Origin of the sequence: Trinickia sp., assembly GCF_051954495.1 — a bacterium.
In the GTDB taxonomy this organism is placed as follows: Bacteria; Pseudomonadota; Gammaproteobacteria; order Burkholderiales; family Burkholderiaceae; genus Trinickia.
In genome coordinates this window covers 1-14,851 of record NZ_JBQCHR010000004.1, presented here as the reverse complement: position 1 = coordinate 14,851, position 14,851 = coordinate 1, and the positions used below count along the sequence as shown (strand labels likewise).

At 65.5% G+C, this 14,851-nt stretch carries 14 protein-coding genes; 2 read left to right on the top strand and 12 right to left on the bottom strand.

Annotated features, from left to right (window positions below; all coding sequences use genetic code 11):
• The 9 genes from ACTHNR_RS00145 to ACTHNR_RS00105 form a co-directional block, all read right to left on the bottom strand.
• Positions 1–164, bottom strand: a 164-nt coding sequence (locus tag ACTHNR_RS00145; protein WP_440545350.1) for a 6,7-dimethyl-8-ribityllumazine synthase, incomplete at its 3' end; no start/stop codon positions are given.
• A 52-nt stretch (positions 165–216) separates the two neighbouring features.
• Positions 217–1,347 carry a bifunctional 3,4-dihydroxy-2-butanone-4-phosphate synthase/GTP cyclohydrolase II gene (gene ribBA, locus ACTHNR_RS00140; protein ID WP_440545349.1) on the bottom strand — a complete coding sequence of 377 codons (1,131 nt, stop codon included), beginning with the start codon at positions 1,345–1,347 and terminating at the stop codon, positions 217–219.
• A 142-nt stretch (positions 1,348–1,489) separates the two neighbouring features.
• The gene (locus tag ACTHNR_RS00135; RefSeq protein ID WP_440545348.1) at positions 1,490–1,897 is read right to left on the bottom strand and encodes an ExbD/TolR family protein; all 408 of its coding nucleotides are present in this window, start codon (positions 1,895–1,897) and stop codon (positions 1,490–1,492) included.
• A complete protein-coding gene (locus tag ACTHNR_RS00130) occupies positions 1,897–2,634 on the bottom strand; it encodes a MotA/TolQ/ExbB proton channel family protein (protein ID WP_440545347.1) in 738 nt (245 codons plus the stop codon). The genes ACTHNR_RS00135 and ACTHNR_RS00130 overlap by 1 nt, the downstream gene beginning before the upstream one ends.
• A 36-nt stretch (positions 2,635–2,670) precedes the next feature.
• Positions 2,671–3,399 (bottom strand): energy transducer TonB, encoded by a 729-nt coding sequence (locus tag ACTHNR_RS00125; RefSeq protein WP_440545346.1) that lies wholly within the window; start codon positions 3,397–3,399, stop codon positions 2,671–2,673.
• Positions 3,396–4,082, bottom strand: coding sequence for a PepSY-associated TM helix domain-containing protein (locus ACTHNR_RS00120; protein WP_440545345.1), 687 nt, complete (start codon positions 4,080–4,082; stop codon positions 3,396–3,398). The genes ACTHNR_RS00125 and ACTHNR_RS00120 overlap by 4 nt, the downstream gene beginning before the upstream one ends.
• Positions 4,079–4,762 (bottom strand): Fe2+-dependent dioxygenase, encoded by a 684-nt coding sequence (locus ACTHNR_RS00115; protein WP_440545344.1) that lies wholly within the window; start codon positions 4,760–4,762, stop codon positions 4,079–4,081. Before ACTHNR_RS00115 ends, ACTHNR_RS00120 begins: the two co-directional genes overlap by 4 nt.
• 94 nt (positions 4,763–4,856) lie before the next feature.
• Positions 4,857–7,109, bottom strand: coding sequence for a TonB-dependent receptor (locus tag ACTHNR_RS00110; RefSeq protein WP_440545343.1), 2,253 nt, complete (start codon positions 7,107–7,109; stop codon positions 4,857–4,859).
• Between the two features lie 230 nt (positions 7,110–7,339).
• On the bottom strand, positions 7,340–8,830 hold the full coding sequence (locus ACTHNR_RS00105; protein ID WP_440545342.1) for a DHA2 family efflux MFS transporter permease subunit: 1,491 nt from the start codon (positions 8,828–8,830) through the stop codon (positions 7,340–7,342).
• 186 nt (positions 8,831–9,016) lie between these two features.
• On the opposite strand from ACTHNR_RS00105, the gene ACTHNR_RS00100 reads away from it, so the two are divergent.
• The gene (locus ACTHNR_RS00100; protein WP_440545341.1) at positions 9,017–9,466 is read left to right on the top strand and encodes a MarR family winged helix-turn-helix transcriptional regulator; all 450 of its coding nucleotides are present in this window, start codon (positions 9,017–9,019) and stop codon (positions 9,464–9,466) included.
• A gap of 58 nt (positions 9,467–9,524) precedes the next feature.
• On the opposite strand, the gene ACTHNR_RS00095 is transcribed toward ACTHNR_RS00100, so the two are convergent.
• Positions 9,525–10,727: an ammonium transporter gene (locus ACTHNR_RS00095; protein WP_440545340.1), complete on the bottom strand. Its 1,203-nt coding sequence runs from the start codon at positions 10,725–10,727 to the stop codon at positions 9,525–9,527.
• 530 nt (positions 10,728–11,257) lie between these two features.
• Between ACTHNR_RS00095 and ACTHNR_RS00090 the strand changes: the two genes are divergently transcribed.
• Positions 11,258–12,943, top strand: a complete 1,686-nt coding sequence (locus ACTHNR_RS00090) for a purple acid phosphatase family protein (RefSeq protein WP_440545339.1) — start codon at positions 11,258–11,260, stop codon at positions 12,941–12,943.
• A gap of 76 nt (positions 12,944–13,019) precedes the next feature.
• On the opposite strand, the gene ACTHNR_RS00085 is transcribed toward ACTHNR_RS00090, so the two are convergent.
• Positions 13,020–14,576, bottom strand: a complete 1,557-nt coding sequence (locus ACTHNR_RS00085; protein WP_440545338.1) for a UxaA family hydrolase — start codon at positions 14,574–14,576, stop codon at positions 13,020–13,022.
• A partial coding sequence (locus ACTHNR_RS00080; protein WP_440545337.1) for an SMP-30/gluconolactonase/LRE family protein occupies positions 14,573–14,851 on the bottom strand: 279 nt, incomplete at its 5' end. The genes ACTHNR_RS00080 and ACTHNR_RS00085, both read right to left, overlap by 4 nt.

Here is a 14,851-nt window from a genome sequence, read left to right as displayed (position 1 = left end):
ACCGTGACGAGCAGCACGTCTTCGCCCGCGACGCCAAGGCGCTCGAGTTCTTCGATGCAAGCGTCGACGAGGCCGTTGCAGACGGGCTCGTTAAAGCGCGATTGAACGACGCCGATGCGTAGGCCGTCGCCGTCGAGGTTCGGTTGGTATTGTCCGATTTCCATGTGAAGGTCCGTAGAAAGTAGGTATGCGGCGAGTGCGATGCGTTGGCGTCGATTATGCGCCTGGCCGTGCCGGCGCGCCCGGCATCGGCACGAAGCCTGTGACTTCGAGGCCGTAGCCCGACATGCTGCCGAGGCGGCGCGGGTTGGACAACACCTGCATCTTGCCGACGCCGAGCTCGCGCAGGATCTGCGCGCCGACGCCGTAAGTCTTGAAATCGACGGGCCGCCGCTTGAGCTGCGCCGCCTTTTCCTCTTCGTCGAGCGCCTTGAATACGTCGATGAGATGATCCTTCGTATCGCCGCAGTTGAGCATGACGATGACGCCCAGATCGCGCTGGGCGATTTCCTTCATCGCGGCATCGAGCGTCCACGAGTGCGTGGACGTGCCGACTTCGAGCACGTCGAGCACCGACAGCGGTTCGTGCACGCGCACGGGCGTATCGACGTCGGGCGTGGGCGTGCCGCGCACGAGCGCGAGATGCGGCGAGCCGCTCGGTTGATCCTGGTACAGAATCGCGCGGAACGCGCCGTGCGCCGTTTGCATCGTGCGCTCGGCGACGCGCGTGACGATCGACTCGGTGCGGCTGCGATAGTGGATCAGGTCGGCGATCGTGCCGAGCTTCAGACCATGCTGCGCGGCGAATTCCATCAGGTCGGGCAGGCGCGCCATCGTGCCGTCGTCCTTGATGACTTCGCAAATGACGGCCGCCGGCGTAAGCCCTGCCAGTGCCGTGAGATCGCACCCTGCCTCGGTATGGCCGGCGCGCACGAGCACGCCGCCCGGCTGAGCCATGATCGGAAACACGTGGCCCGGCTGAACGATGTCTTCCGCACGCACGTCGCGCGAGACCGCGGTGGCGATCGTGCGGGCGCGATCGGCCGCCGAGATGCCGGTCGTCACGCCCTCGGCCGCCTCGATGCTGACCGTGAACGCCGTGCCGTACTGCGTGCCGTTCCGGTAGGTCATGAGCGGCAGATTCAGCGTCTTGCAGCGCTCTTGCGTGAGCGTCAGACAAATCAGGCCGCGGCCGTAGCGCGCCATGAAATTGATCGCTTCCGGCGTGACGAAATCGGCCGCGAGTACCAGGTCGCCTTCGTTTTCGCGATCTTCTTCGTCGACGAGGATCACCATGCGGCCGGCTTTGAGCTCGGCGATGATCTCGGGAGTGGAGGCGAGAGACATGTCGTTGGATGCGTTTGGGAAAGCGCGTATTTTACGCCACGACGGGGTCGCGGTCCCCGGTTTCGCGCGAGCGCCCGTGGGCAAGCGCCGCATCCCCATCCCCGAAGCCTCCGGGCGCCAGGTGCTACCCAGGTACGGCGCGCTATTCCCCCGGCTGGGTGAGCACTGCGAGCTTGGTGACGCCCGCGCGCTCGAGCGAGGCGAGCACCTTCGCAACGTTGCCGTACGGCGTGCCTTCGTCGCCCTGCAGCGTGACCTGCGCGTCAGGGTGCTCGGCATGAAGCCGTGCGAACTCGGCGTCGCGGCTGTCGGGCGCGATGCGCCGCTTGTCGATGAATACGCCGCCCTCCTTGTCGATGCTGACCGTCACGGGATGATCGGGCGCGCTCGCCGTGGCTTGCGTTTTCGGCAATTTCACATCGATCGCATTGTTCAGCAACGGCACCGTCACGATGAACGCGACCAGCAGCACGAGCATGACGTCGACGAGCGGCGTGATGTTGATTTCGCTGACGACGTCGTCGTTGTCCGATTGGGTCGAGAAGGCCATTAGGCGATCGCCTCCCGCGCCGGTTCGTTGCGATGCGGCGCGGCCGGTGCGCTCGTCTTGTGTTGGCGAAGCTCGGGGCGCAGCTGGAAGTCTTGTTGCTGCGCGAGCGTGATCAGATCGTTCGCGAAGTCGTCGAGGTCCGCGTTCAGCGATTTGCTCCGGCGCACGAAGAAGTTGTAGGCGAGCACCGCCGGCACGGCCACGGCGATGCCCACGCCGGTCGCCACGAGCGCTTCGCCGATCGGGCCCGCGACGACGTCGATGCTGGCCGAGGCGCGGTGCGAAATCGCGGTCAACGCGTGAATGATGCCGAACACCGTGCCGAACAACCCGACGAAGGGGGCGGTGGCGCCGATCGAGGCGAGCACGGCGAGTCCGTTTTCCGATGTCCGGCGCTCCTTGCGGATGCGCTGCGCAAGCGCTCGCTCGCACAGATCCTTGGCATGCTCTTTACCGTGCGCTGCCGCGTCGCGCCCGTGCGCAGCGGGCCCGAGCGTGCGGAAGAAGGCGGCGGCGACCCGCGATTTCGGACCCTCGGTCGAAACGGCCTGGGTCAGGCGGGCGGCCGCGTCGAGATCGGACGCTTCACGTAGCGATCGGTCGAAGCGGCGGTCGGCGCGGCCGGCGCGCACGGTATGCAGCGCCTTGGCTACGATCAGGGCCCAGCTCGCGACGGAGAAAGCCAGCAAGATCCATAACGCGGCGTGAGCGATGGACGAGGAAGCGAATTCGGACATAGCGGAGTACTCCTTCAACGAGAGCGAGAGCGAAAGTCAGTTCAAACGAAAATCGAGCGGCACGTCCACCCACCCGTCGATGGGCGTCGATCCGCGCTTGGCGGGCACGAACGTCCAGCGACGAACGGCGGCGAGGGCGGCCTTGTCGAGCACCTCGTGGCCGCTCGACGCATGGAGATCGACGCTGACGGGGCGCCCGGCCGCATCGACGTGAACGCGCAGCACGACACGTCCTTCCCAGCCTTCCTCCTGCGCCGCCTCCGGATAGCGCGGCGCGGGGTTGCGCAGATAGGCGGCGTTGCCGACGGGCGGCGTGACGACGGGTTCAGGCGCGGGGGCAGGGGGCGTCGGCGCGGGCGCCGCCGAGGGTGGTGCCGGATGCGTGGGCGCGACGTCGGGCGCCTTGGGGCTCGCACGCTCCGTCGGTTGCACGGCAGGCGCGAGGGGTGCGCGCACCTTCGGCGGCACGGCTTTGGCGACCGGATGCGGCGCCGGCCGCGGCGGCGGCTTTGGAGGCTGCGGCGCGGGAGGCGTGGCCGCCGGTGCGGGCCGCGCCGGCGCCACGACCTCGATCGCAATGGGCGGTACGACCGGCGGCTCGATGCGTTTCGCGCCGAAGCGGCTCGCGATCAAGGCAAGAACGGCGGCGTGCGCCAGCACCGAAGCGGTCCATACCGCTGCGTTCGTGATGCGACGCCGGCGCGCGCTGCCCGCGTCGAGCGCAAGTTCCGCCGCCCAGGGCGTGTTTTCGTGCAGCGCGTTCACGCTAGGCCCGCCCAGAGGGCAAGAGCGACCGACCCGAGCACGAGCCCGACCGCGAGCGACTTTCCTTTGTGCAACTGCGTCCAGAGCAGCACACCGGTGAGCGACAGTAGAACGAGCGAGCCCGCTAGCGTGTCGATCAGCAGCACCCAGCCGATGCCGAGTCCGACGCCCCTATGCAGGTTCGTCAGCATGGCGAGGAACGTGTTGTCGGTCCGCTTGAGCGTGACGAAATCGTTGCCCTTCCAATATTCGGCTGTCACGGTCTCGCGCGGCGTCGCGAACGTCATCTGCCAATGCTCGGGTTGCACGGTGCGACGATCGCCCCACGCCACCGCATGTTCGGGCTCCCGTTGCACTCGGCCCAACCGGCCATCGAGCTTGAACGTGCCCTGCAGCCAAGCCGCGAGTTCGTGCGGCGTGTGCGGCGCAGGCGTCGGCAACGCTGCCTGCAGCTCGGTGACTTGAGGCGCACCGGTCGCGATGCGCATCGGCCCCGCGCGATGATTCAACACGAAACCCGTCGTGCCGAAGAGTAGGCCCAACGCAGCGCCCCACAGGCCGATCCACCCGTGTGCGTTGCGCAGCCATTTGATGACGGTCGCGCGCCGCCCGCGTTTGCCGCGCGCATCGATCGCGGAGGCGCTCGCCGCGCGCAGCGGCGCGGCGACTTCCGATACGGTCATGGTTCGCTCCAAAGACGCAAAAGGTTGTGATAGCAGCCGACCAGATCGCGGCGCGCGTGTTCGTCCGCTTCAGTGGCATTCAGGCGCTGGATGGCGTTGTCCATGTCGAACAGCAAGGCGCGCTGCGCATCGCTTCGAACGAGGCTTTGCACCCACAAGAAACTGGCGACGCGTACGCCGCGTGTCACGGGCGTCACGCGGTGAAGGCTGGTTGCCGGATACACCACCATGTCGCCGGCCGGCAGCTTCACCGCATGGGCGCCGTACGTGTCTTCGATGACGAGTTCGCCGCCGTCGTATTCGTCGGGCGATGCGAGAAAAAGCGTAGCGGCAACGTCGGTGCGCAACTTCACGCCGTTGGGTAGCACGCGCACCGCGCCGTCGACGTGATTGCCGAACGTCATCCCGCCCTCGTAGCGGTTGAACAGCGGCGGATAGACCTGATTGGGCAGCACCGCGCTGATGAAAAGCGGATGGCGTTCGAGCGCGCCGAGCACAATGTCGCCCAGCTCGTGGGCGATCGGAGAATGCTCCGCGATCTGCTGGTTGCGCTTGACCGGCGCGCCCGAATAGCCGGCGGTCGCACGACCGTCGACCCAGGCGCCGCCCGCCGCGTCCAGCCGGCTTCGCACCATTCGAATCTGCACGGCGTTCAGAACGCCCGGGATCTGTAGCAGCATGGCAATGTGTTCTTCAAGTCATTCACCCGCGCGCCAGCCGTCATGGTTCGAGCATGCTCGAAAACGGTCGCCGCGCATGGGCCGGATCGTTTCTTCACAGCCTGTACTCGAGCGTCGCGAGCAGTGTCCTGCCGATACCCGGCACCGAGCGGCCTCCGTCGGACTGGATCAGCGCGTCGTAGTAGAACTTGTTCGTGAGATTGAGCAGGTTCAGCCGCGCGTCCCACTGCTTCGCGTGGTAGGCGGCCATCGCGTCCCAGCGCGTATAGCCGCCTACCTGGACGTAGTTGTTGTTGGCCGCGTAGCGTGCCGACATGTAAGTCGGGCCGCCGCCGATTTCCCAATGCGGCGTGACGTTGTACGTGCTCCATAGCGTCAACGTGTTGCGCGGCGTGTTCGCCGGAACGTGCCCTTGCGTGCCGTCGGCCGCGCGCAAGATGGCGCCGTTCATGTACGTGTATCCGCCGAACACCTGCCAGTTCGGCAGAAGGTGCCCTGCGACGCCGGCTTGGAAACCCCGCACGCGGATATCGCCGTCGAGCGTGTATTCGGTCGAGGACACCTGGGTGCGCGCGTTGGTCATCTCCTGCTGGAACAGCGCCGACGTCACCGATAGATTGCCGCCGAGCAGATCCCATTTGCCGCCGACTTCGTACGACTTCGTGTGTTCGGGCGCGAGGTTCTGCGTCAAGTTGGTGACGGTCAGGGCTTCGAGCGAGGGATCGAACGAGGTGCCGTACGACACGTAGTACGACTGCCAATCCGTCGGCTGATAGATCGCGCCGGCGCGCACGCTCGTGAAGTAGTTCGTTTGCGCCGCGTAGGACGGGGCGTTGAGGGTATTGCCGATGTGCGCTTGAAAGCGGTCCCAGCGCAGACCGCCGATCACCTTCCAATGTTCGCCGATCGATATCGTGTCGTTCATGTAGGCGGCGAGCGAGGTTGCGCCCGAATCGGCGCGGTTCCCGACCGTCTGCGTGACGTTCGACGGCGTGCTCATGTACACGGGCGCGATGAGCGACACGATCGGCATATTGCCGCGCGTGTAGGCCTGGTTGCCGTAGCTGTCATGGCCGATTTCCGTACCGGCGATCAGATCATGGCCGATCGAGCCAGTGCTGAATTTGTAGCGGACCATCGTGTCGTTGTAGACCGAGTGGTTTTGGATGACACGGTCGTGGCTTTGCAGTTGAACGTAGAGGCTCTGCAGCGGCAGGTTCGTGAAATTGCCGTTGGACAGGGCCGTGCTGCCGGCGAGCGGGCCGGTCAGCACTTTGCCCGCCGCCGATTCGCGCGCGTCGGTCATCGAATGCGAGAAGCGCGTTTGGTTCGATATCGACAAGGCATCGGAGAACTTGTGTTCGATGCGTGCGGTCAGCGTTTGGAGGTCTTGGATCGTGCGGTCGTCGGTCAACCCATAGTAGGTATGTTTCGACGGCGCGAACGGATGACCGTCGATCGACTGCACGCCGTAGTCGGGCATGTCGTAGTTATGCTGAATCAGCGCCGACAGCGTGATCTCGGTGGGCGTGCCGATACCGAAGCGAATGGACGGGGCTACGCCGTAGTCCTTGTTCTTCATCTCGTCGCGCGTCGAGCCCCGCGATTGGCCGAAGGCGTCGATGCGAAACGCGGCGGTGGGCGTAAGCGGATGGTTCAGATCGACCGTCGTGCGATAGCGGTCGTTCGTGCCCACCGTCGTGGAAATTTCAGCCGAGGGTTTGAGCGTCGGACGCTTGCTGACCTGATTGACGACGCCGCCTGTCGAGCCGCGCCCGAACAGCATCGACGAAGGGCCGTACAGCACGTCGATCGATTCGAGGTCGAACGTGTCGCGGTAATACTGGTTGCGATCGCGAAAGCCGTCGAGATAGATGTCGTTTTGCGCCGTGAAGCCGCGCAGGTTGATGTTGTTGCCGATCTGACCGCCTTCGGCGCCGCCGATCGTGATGCCCGGTGCGTTGCGCAGCGCGTCTTGAAACGACGTGGCGCCTTGCGATTGCATGAGGGCCTGGTTGATGACGGAGACCGACTGCGCGATGTCGCGCTGGGCGGTGGGCACTTTTGCGCCGACCGTCGTGGTTTCGCTGCGCAGATCGGTGTGCGGTGTCGCGCCGCCGACCCGCACGGTGGGCAGCGTCGCGACCGAAGCGGGGCTCGCGCCCGATTGCGCGTTCTGCTGCCCGGCGCTGGCCGCCGGCGAGGCCGCCATGGCATCTTGGCGCGGCGGCGCGCTCGGCGCGGCGGGCGTCGAAGAAGCTTGCGCATGCACTGCGAGCGGCAGTGTCGTGACTTGCAGCGCCAAGGCGAGTTTGAGCGCCCGTGCAAGCGGCGTCGTTGTCGGCATGAAAACCCCTGTGTCGATGTTGCGCGCCCAACCACCGAGCGGCAGGCGCCTTTATGCGGGCCACGCGTTCAACGCGAGCCCATCTTTTGGAAAGTAATGCAAATGAGAACGATTAGCATTACACAAATTCGTGACGGTTTCAAGCGTTTCGCATCGTTCGGCTCAGCCGGAAAGGGGCAGCGGTAGGAACGGGGCGGGAGACGAAGCGGCAGACGGGCCGCCTCGCGGCGTCAATCGACGGCGGCGTGCGAGGCGGCCGAATCGGGCGAATGCTCGCGCGGCGCGCGGATCATGATCAGCAGCGGGATCACGAGCAGCGTGGCGACGAACATCAGCTTGAAGTCGTCCACATAGGCGATCATCGCGGCCTGCTGCGTAATGCTCTGGTCGAGCATGGCCACCCCGAGTCGCGAGCCCGAGGCAAGCAAGGGCTGGACGGTCGGATTGAAAGGCGTGACGTTGGCGGCCAGGTCGGCATGCGAGATTTGCGTGTAGCGCGTCATCAGCGTCTGCACGATCGAAATGCCGATGCTGCTGCCGATATTGCGCATCAAGCTGTAGGTTGCGGTGCCGTCGGCGCGCAACTCGGGCGCGAGCGTCGAGAACGTCAGCGCGCTGAGCGGAACGAATACCAGGCCGAGCCCAAACCCTTGAATCACGCCGGGCCACACGATGTCGGACTGCGACAGGACGATCGTGTAATGCATCATCTGCCAGAGCGCGAAGGCGGAGATGCCGAGCCCGGCCAGCAGCATGGCCCGCGCGTCGATTCGCCGGAGCAGCTTGCCCGCGATCAGCATCGCGAGCATCGTCCCCGCGCCGCTCGGCGCCGTCACCAATCCAGCGGTGGCGACGGGATAGCCCATGAGGTTCTGCAGCATCGGCGGAATCAACGCGCGCGTGGCATACAGCACGGCGCCGACCACGAAGATGAAGAACGTGCCTACCGTGAAATTCGGATCGCGAAGCAGTTCGCGCTTGAAAAACGAGTGCTTGCCGGCCGTGGCCGTATGCACGAGAAAAAACGCGAAACTGATCGCCGCCAGCAGCGCCTCGACCACGATTTCCGTCGACCCGAACCAGTCGAGCTGCTCACCGCGGTCGAGCATCGCCTGCAGCGCGCCGATCGCGATCGCGAGCGTCGCAAAGCCGAAGGCGTCGAACGTCACGCCGTGTTTCGGCGCTTTGGCCGGCAGAAAAGCCGCCACACCGGCCAAGGCAAGCACGCCGATCGGCAAATTGATGAAGAACACCCAGCGCCACGAATAACTATCGGTCAGCCAACCGCCGAGCGTGGGTCCGATGATCGGCCCGACCATCACGCCCATGCCCCAGATCGCCATCGCTTGGCCTTGTTTCTCGCGCGGGTTCACGTCGAGCAGAATCGACTGCGAGAGCGGAACGAGCGCCGCGCCGAACACCCCTTGCAGCAACCGAGCGACCACGATTTGCGCAACGGTCTCGGATAGCCCGCACAACGCGGACGCAACGGTGAAGCCGACGATCGAAATCGTCAGCAGCCGCTTCACGGTGAGGCGATCCGACAGCCAGCCCGTGAGCGGCGTGGCGATCGCGGCGGCGACGATGTAGGAGGTCAGCACCCACGTAATCTCGTCCTGCGACGCGGACAGGGCGCCTTGCATATGCGGCAGCGCCACGTTGGCGATCGTACTGTCCAGCGTCTGCATCAACGTGGCGAGCATGATCGAAACGGTCAGCATTGGCCGATTCAACGGGCGGACCGGCTGGGGGGAGAGAGGCGAATCACTCAACGAAATGTCTCCTGCGATCGGCAGGCGCGGCAACGATCTTCAATTAATAAGCATGCTTATTATAAACGCACGCATTTGATGGCGCGCGCCGACCGTCGCAAGCCTTCTTGCGATTCGCTCCCCTATAATCGGCGCATGGACAAGAGCTTCGAGAGCCGGCTAGGCTTTTTGATCACCGACGCGGGGCGGCTGTGCGGTCGCTTGTACGACAAGCGGGCCAAGCGCCTCGGCTTGACGCGCGCCCAGAGCCGCGTGCTGGCGTACCTGGCCTGGAAGGGCGAGATGAACCAGGCGCGCCTGGCCGAACTGCTCGAAATCACGCCGATTTCGCTGACGCGTTTGCTCGATCGGATGGAGGGCTACGGCTGGGTCGAACGCGTGGAGAGCGGTGAAGACCGCCGTGCTTTCGTGATTCGGCTCACGCGCAAGGCGCGAACGATGTTTCCGCGCGTGCTGGAAGTGGGGGATGAGGTGGCGGAAGAGGGCTTTCGCGGCCTGTCCGCCGCGGAGCGCGACACGCTGATCCGTTTGCTGCAGCGGGTACGCAAGAACTTCGTCGAAGGCATCGGCGAAGGGCTCGAGTGACGCCTCGAGCGACGGGCTTTGCGGCCAAGCCCGTCTACTCGACGCGAGCAAGTCCGCCTCACACCACCGTTTCGCGTTCCGGCGTCGCGCTGATTTTGTGGATCGACAAATCGGCGCCGTCGAATTCGTTTTCGTCGTCGAGCCGAATGCCGACCGTTGCCCGCAAGACGCCATAGACGATCGCGCCTCCGGCCGTGGCGACAACGATCGCCGCCAGCGTGCCGATCGCCTGCGCGATCAGCGACACGCCGCCGGCGCCGCCCAACGCCTTCAGGCCGAAGATGCCGGCGGCAATACCGCCCCAAGCGCCGCACAGGCCGTGCAGCGGCCATACGCCGAGCACGTCGTCGATACGCCAGCGGTTTTGCACGCACGTGAACATGTAGACGAACAGCGCACCCGCGATGGCGCCTGTTACGAGCGCACCGATCGGATGCATGATGTCGGACCCCGCGCAGACCGCGACGAGCCCGGCCAGCGGCCCGTTATAGGCGAAGCCCGGGTCGTTGCGGCCCGCGAGGCAGGCGGCCAGCGTGCCGCCGACCATCGCCATCAGCGAATTGACCGCGACGAGTCCGCTGATCTTGTCGATCGTCTGCGCGCTCATGACGTTGAAGCCGAACCAGCCCACCGCGAGCACCCAGGCGCCCAGTGCGAGAAAGGGAATATTCGACGGCGGATGGGCCGAAATGCGACCGTCGCGCTGATACCGGCCGCGGCGCGCGCCGAGCAGGAGCACGGCGGGCAACGCCACCCAGCCGCCGAACGCGTGCACGACGACCGAGCCCGCGAAGTCGTGGAACTGCGCGCCGAAGGTCGCGCCCAGCCAGCTCTGCCAGCCGAATCGATCGTTCCACGCAATGCCTTCGAAGAACGGGTAGACGAAGCCCACGAGGATGAAGGTCGCGCAAAGCTGCGGGTTGAATTTGGCGCGCTCGGCAATGCCGCCCGAGACGATGGCCGGAATGGCCGCCGCGAAGGTCAGCAAAAAGAAGAAGCGCACGAGTTGATAGCCGTTGTGCTCGGCGAGCGTCGTGGCGTCGCCGAAGAACTGCACGCCATAGGCGATGGTGTAGCCGATAAAGAAGTAGGCGATGGTCGATACGGCGAAGTCGACGAGGATCTTCACGAGCGCATTGACCTGGTTCTTCTTGCGAACGGTGCCCAGTTCCAAAAAGGCGAATCCAGCGTGCATCGCGAGCACCATTCCGGCGCCGAGCAACAGGAACAGCGTGTCGGTGCCCGATTTCAGGTCAGTCATAGGATTTGTTGTGTGCGCAAAAAGTAGGCACAGAAAGCAAGGTGCGTACCAATGCGGGGCGAATCTGTCCGAGTTCGGTGCAGGGCGGCGCTGAGAGGGCACTCGTGCACCATCGCCGAGCCTGGCGCCAATGTGCATTTATGGTGTTGCGTGCACACGCACGGTGCGACGTGTGCACGTCGATCGAGCGTGTGCACAGCGCTAGAGCGTCGCGCTCGATGACGCTTCCGTCCGGCCTGCGTCCGCAGCTCGCAGCCCTTATACGTTGAAGTCGGCCTGCCTTATCGCGCAACGTCGTACTGGACGACTGACACGTAACCTTCATTCGTCGCCGGTATCGTCTTCGCGAAATGCGCGCGCAAATCACGTGCAGCACTCCGACTATCGGCGGCCGCAACAGCCCACGCGGACTGGTCGGCTGTCGACGCGATACCCCCATTCCACGCCAACGCTTCGACGCGCACCGTGCTGCACCAACGAGGCGCGCGGAGCCTGACCATCGCCGTTAACACCTGAGAGGCGCAGACGATATGACGAAGAAGAGCACCCCCGACACCACCATGACCGAGACGAGCGCCGGCGTATCGCGCCGTGGCTTCCTCAAGCTGGCGGGCGCGTCGGGGTTTGCCGGGGCGGCCGGCGCATTGTCCGTCGCCGCGCAAGCGGCGGATGCCGCACCCGCGCCGGACGGCACGCCGGAACAGATCCACCTGACGTGGGGCGAAGACCCGACGAGCGAAGTCGTCGTGTCGTGGGCGTCGCAGGCGGCGTCCGTTCGTCCCCGCGTCACCGTCAGTACCGATCGCGGCCACGGCGAAACGGTCCACGCGGTGCAGCGCACCTACACGGACGGGCTCAACGGCGTCGTGGTTTTCGCCTACCATGCGCGCCTCACCGGTCTGAAGCCGGACACGACGTATCGCTATGAAGTGACCGCCGACAACAGCAGCGCCGTCAGCCCGTTTGCCGCGAGCTTCACGACCGCGCCGCGCGGCCGCAAGCCCTTCCGCTTCACGAGCTACGGCGACTTGGCCACGCCCAACACGCAGTGGGTGCTGTCATCGCCGCAAAGCCGGTTCGCCGTCGAAGCCGTGGAGCGCTTTCAGCCCTTGTTCCATCTGCTGAACGGGGACCTGTGCTACGCCAACTTGAATCCCACGCATCAAACGGATGTCTGGCGCGATTTCGGCAACAACAACCAGAGCTCGGCGGCGAATCGTCCTTGGATGCCGTGCCCCGGTAACCATGAACTGGAGTTCTACAACGGCGAGCAGGGCCTGAATTCGTACCTCGCGCGCTACACGCTGCCCGAAAACGGCACCCGGTTCTCGGGGCGCTGGTACGCGTTTCAAGTGAGTTCGGTGTTGTTCATCTCGCTCGATGCGGACGACATCGTCTATCAGGACGCCGCGGCGTTCGTCGGCGGTCCGGCGCCGCTCGTTCCGGCGCCGAGCACGGGCAATGCGCCGATCCAGCCGGGCACGTCGCTCTACGTGCGCGGGTACAGCCATGGAGAACAGACGCGGTGGCTGGAGAAGACACTGCGCCGCGCGGCCGATGAGCGCGACATCGATTGGATCGTCGTGCAGATGCATCAGGACGCCCTCAGCTCATCGAAGACGGGCAACGGGTCGGACAAGGCGCTGCGGGAAGAATGGCTGCCGCTGTTCGAGCGCTACGGCGTCGACCTCGTCCTGTGCGGCCACGATCACGACTACGAACGCAGCTACCCGGTATGCGGGTGCTTTCGCCATATGGGCACCGACGTGGCGACCGGCGAGCGCGTCGATACCTTGACGCCTCGCCCGGTACGCCATGCACAGCAGGGCGCCAATACGTTCGACATGACCCGCGGCACCATCCACCTGATTCTCGGCGGCGGCGGCACGAGTGCGCCGCTCGACGTGTACGGCGTGGATGCGGGCACCGGCAATCCGCAAGCGAAGGTATTTACGAAGCCCAACCGGCCGATGCCGGGCACGACCGCGGGCACGTTCGTGCGCGCAGCGGCCGATGCCGTGGAGGATGCGGTGTGGTCGGCGCAGCGCGATACCGGCACGGGCTACGGCATTGCCGTGTTCGATGTCGACCCGGGCGAGCACGGCGGCCGGACGACGATCACGATGAATTACTATCACGCGCCCGGCGCGGACAAGACGCCGACCGGCGATTACGAACTGTTCGAGACGGTCACGCTGACGAAGCACCGGCGTTGAAGGCAGGCACGCTTGCCTCGCGGCTACGACGCAGCGAGGCAAGCAGCGCCCTCTTGCCGCTCGCCGGCGGCCGCCCTCACATGATGGGCCCCAGCTGCCACGGGACGAACTCGTTCTGCCCGTAGCCGTGCGTTTCGCTCTTCGTGCGCTGTCCCGATGCCGTCGCAAGCATGAGTTCGAAGATCGCGGCGCCTACTTCTTCGACGCTTTGCGTGCCGTCCAAGATGGTCCCGCAGTTCAGGTCGATGTCCTCTTGCTGGCGCTGCCATAGCGCGCTATTCGTGCCGAACTTCAGCGACGGCGCCGGCGCACAGCCGTAGGCGGAGCCCCGTCCGGTGGTAAAGCAGATCAAATTGGCGCCGCCGGCCACCTGTCCCGTGGCCGAAACCGGATCGTAGCCGGGCGTATCCATGAACACGAGCCCTCGTGCGCGTACCGGCTCCGCGTATTCGTAAGTCTCGACGAGCGGCGTGGTGCCCCCCTTCGCCACTGCGCCGAGCGACTTTTCGAGGATCGTGGTCAAGCCGCCCGCTTTGTTGCCGGCCGACGGATTGTTGTTCATGTCGGCGTTCATCCGCGCGCAGTAGGCTTCCCACCAGCTCAGCCGCGCAAGGAGCTTTTCGCCCACCTCGCGCGAGGCGGCGCGGCGTGTCAGCAGATGTTCTGCACCATAGATCTCGGGTGTTTCGGAAAGGATCGCGGTGCCGCCGTGCGCGACGAGGCGGTCCACGGCCGAACCGAGCGCGGGGTTGGCCGTAATGCCGGAATAGCTGTCGGAGCCGCCGCATTGCAGGCCGACCATCAGATGGCTCGCGTCAACCGGCTCGCGCGCGACCCGGTTCGCCTGCGCGAGCAATTCGCGCACGCGTTCGATCCCCGCGGCCACCGTGCGGGACGTTCCGCCGGTTTGTTGAATCGTCATTGTCGTGAGCTGCGCGCTGCGTTCGAGATGCTCCGTCTCGACAAGGGTGTCGATTTGGTTCGTCTCGCATCCGAGCCCAACGATGAGGACCGCGAAGAAGTTCGGATGCCTTGCATAGCCGGCTAGCGTGCGGCGCAACACGGCGATGGGTTCGCCTTCCGAGGCCATGGCGCACCCTTGTCCATGCGTGAGCGCCACCACGCCGTCCACGTTCGGGAAGGCTTCGAGCGCCTCGGGGTGAATATCGCGGCGAAAGTGATCGGCAATCGCGCGTGCCACTGTGGCCGAACAGTTGACCGTGGTCAGAATGCCGACATAGTTGCGTGTGGCGACACGACCGTCCGCACGGCGAATGCCTTGGAACGTCGCGCTCGGCGCGGCACGCGGGGTCTCGTGAGCGTCCACGCCGAACGCATAGTCGCGCTCGAATTCGCCCATCGAAAGGTTATGGGTATGAACATGCTCCCCGCATCGTATGGACCGGCTCGCGAAGCCGATGATTTGCCCGTAACGGCGTACCGGCGCGCCCGCGGCGACATCGCGTACCGCGATTTTGTGGCCGGGCGGAATGAGACCGGCAACGCGATGCTCGGCATCGAGCGGCGCGCCGGGCACCAATTGTTCACGCGCGAGCGCAACGTCGTCGCGCGGATCGAGCAGAATCAGCGCGCGCGAAAGCCGCGACGCCTGCGATGGGTTGATCGGGTTCATCGCTGGCCTCCCGCATGCGCGCCGCGCACGCCGACATAGATCGAGTAGATGGATGTGCTCGCCGCGATAAAAAGACGATTGCGCAGCGGCCCGCCAAAGACGAGGTTGGCCACGGCTTCGGGTACGAGGATTTTGCCGAGCAGCGTCCCGTCGGGCGCGTAGCAATGAATGCCGTCGCCGGCGCTGGTCCAGACGTTGCCGTGCTCGTCCACGCGCATGCCGTCCGGCACGCCGGGCGCGACGTCCGCGAAAACGCGGCCGTTGCGCAACCGACC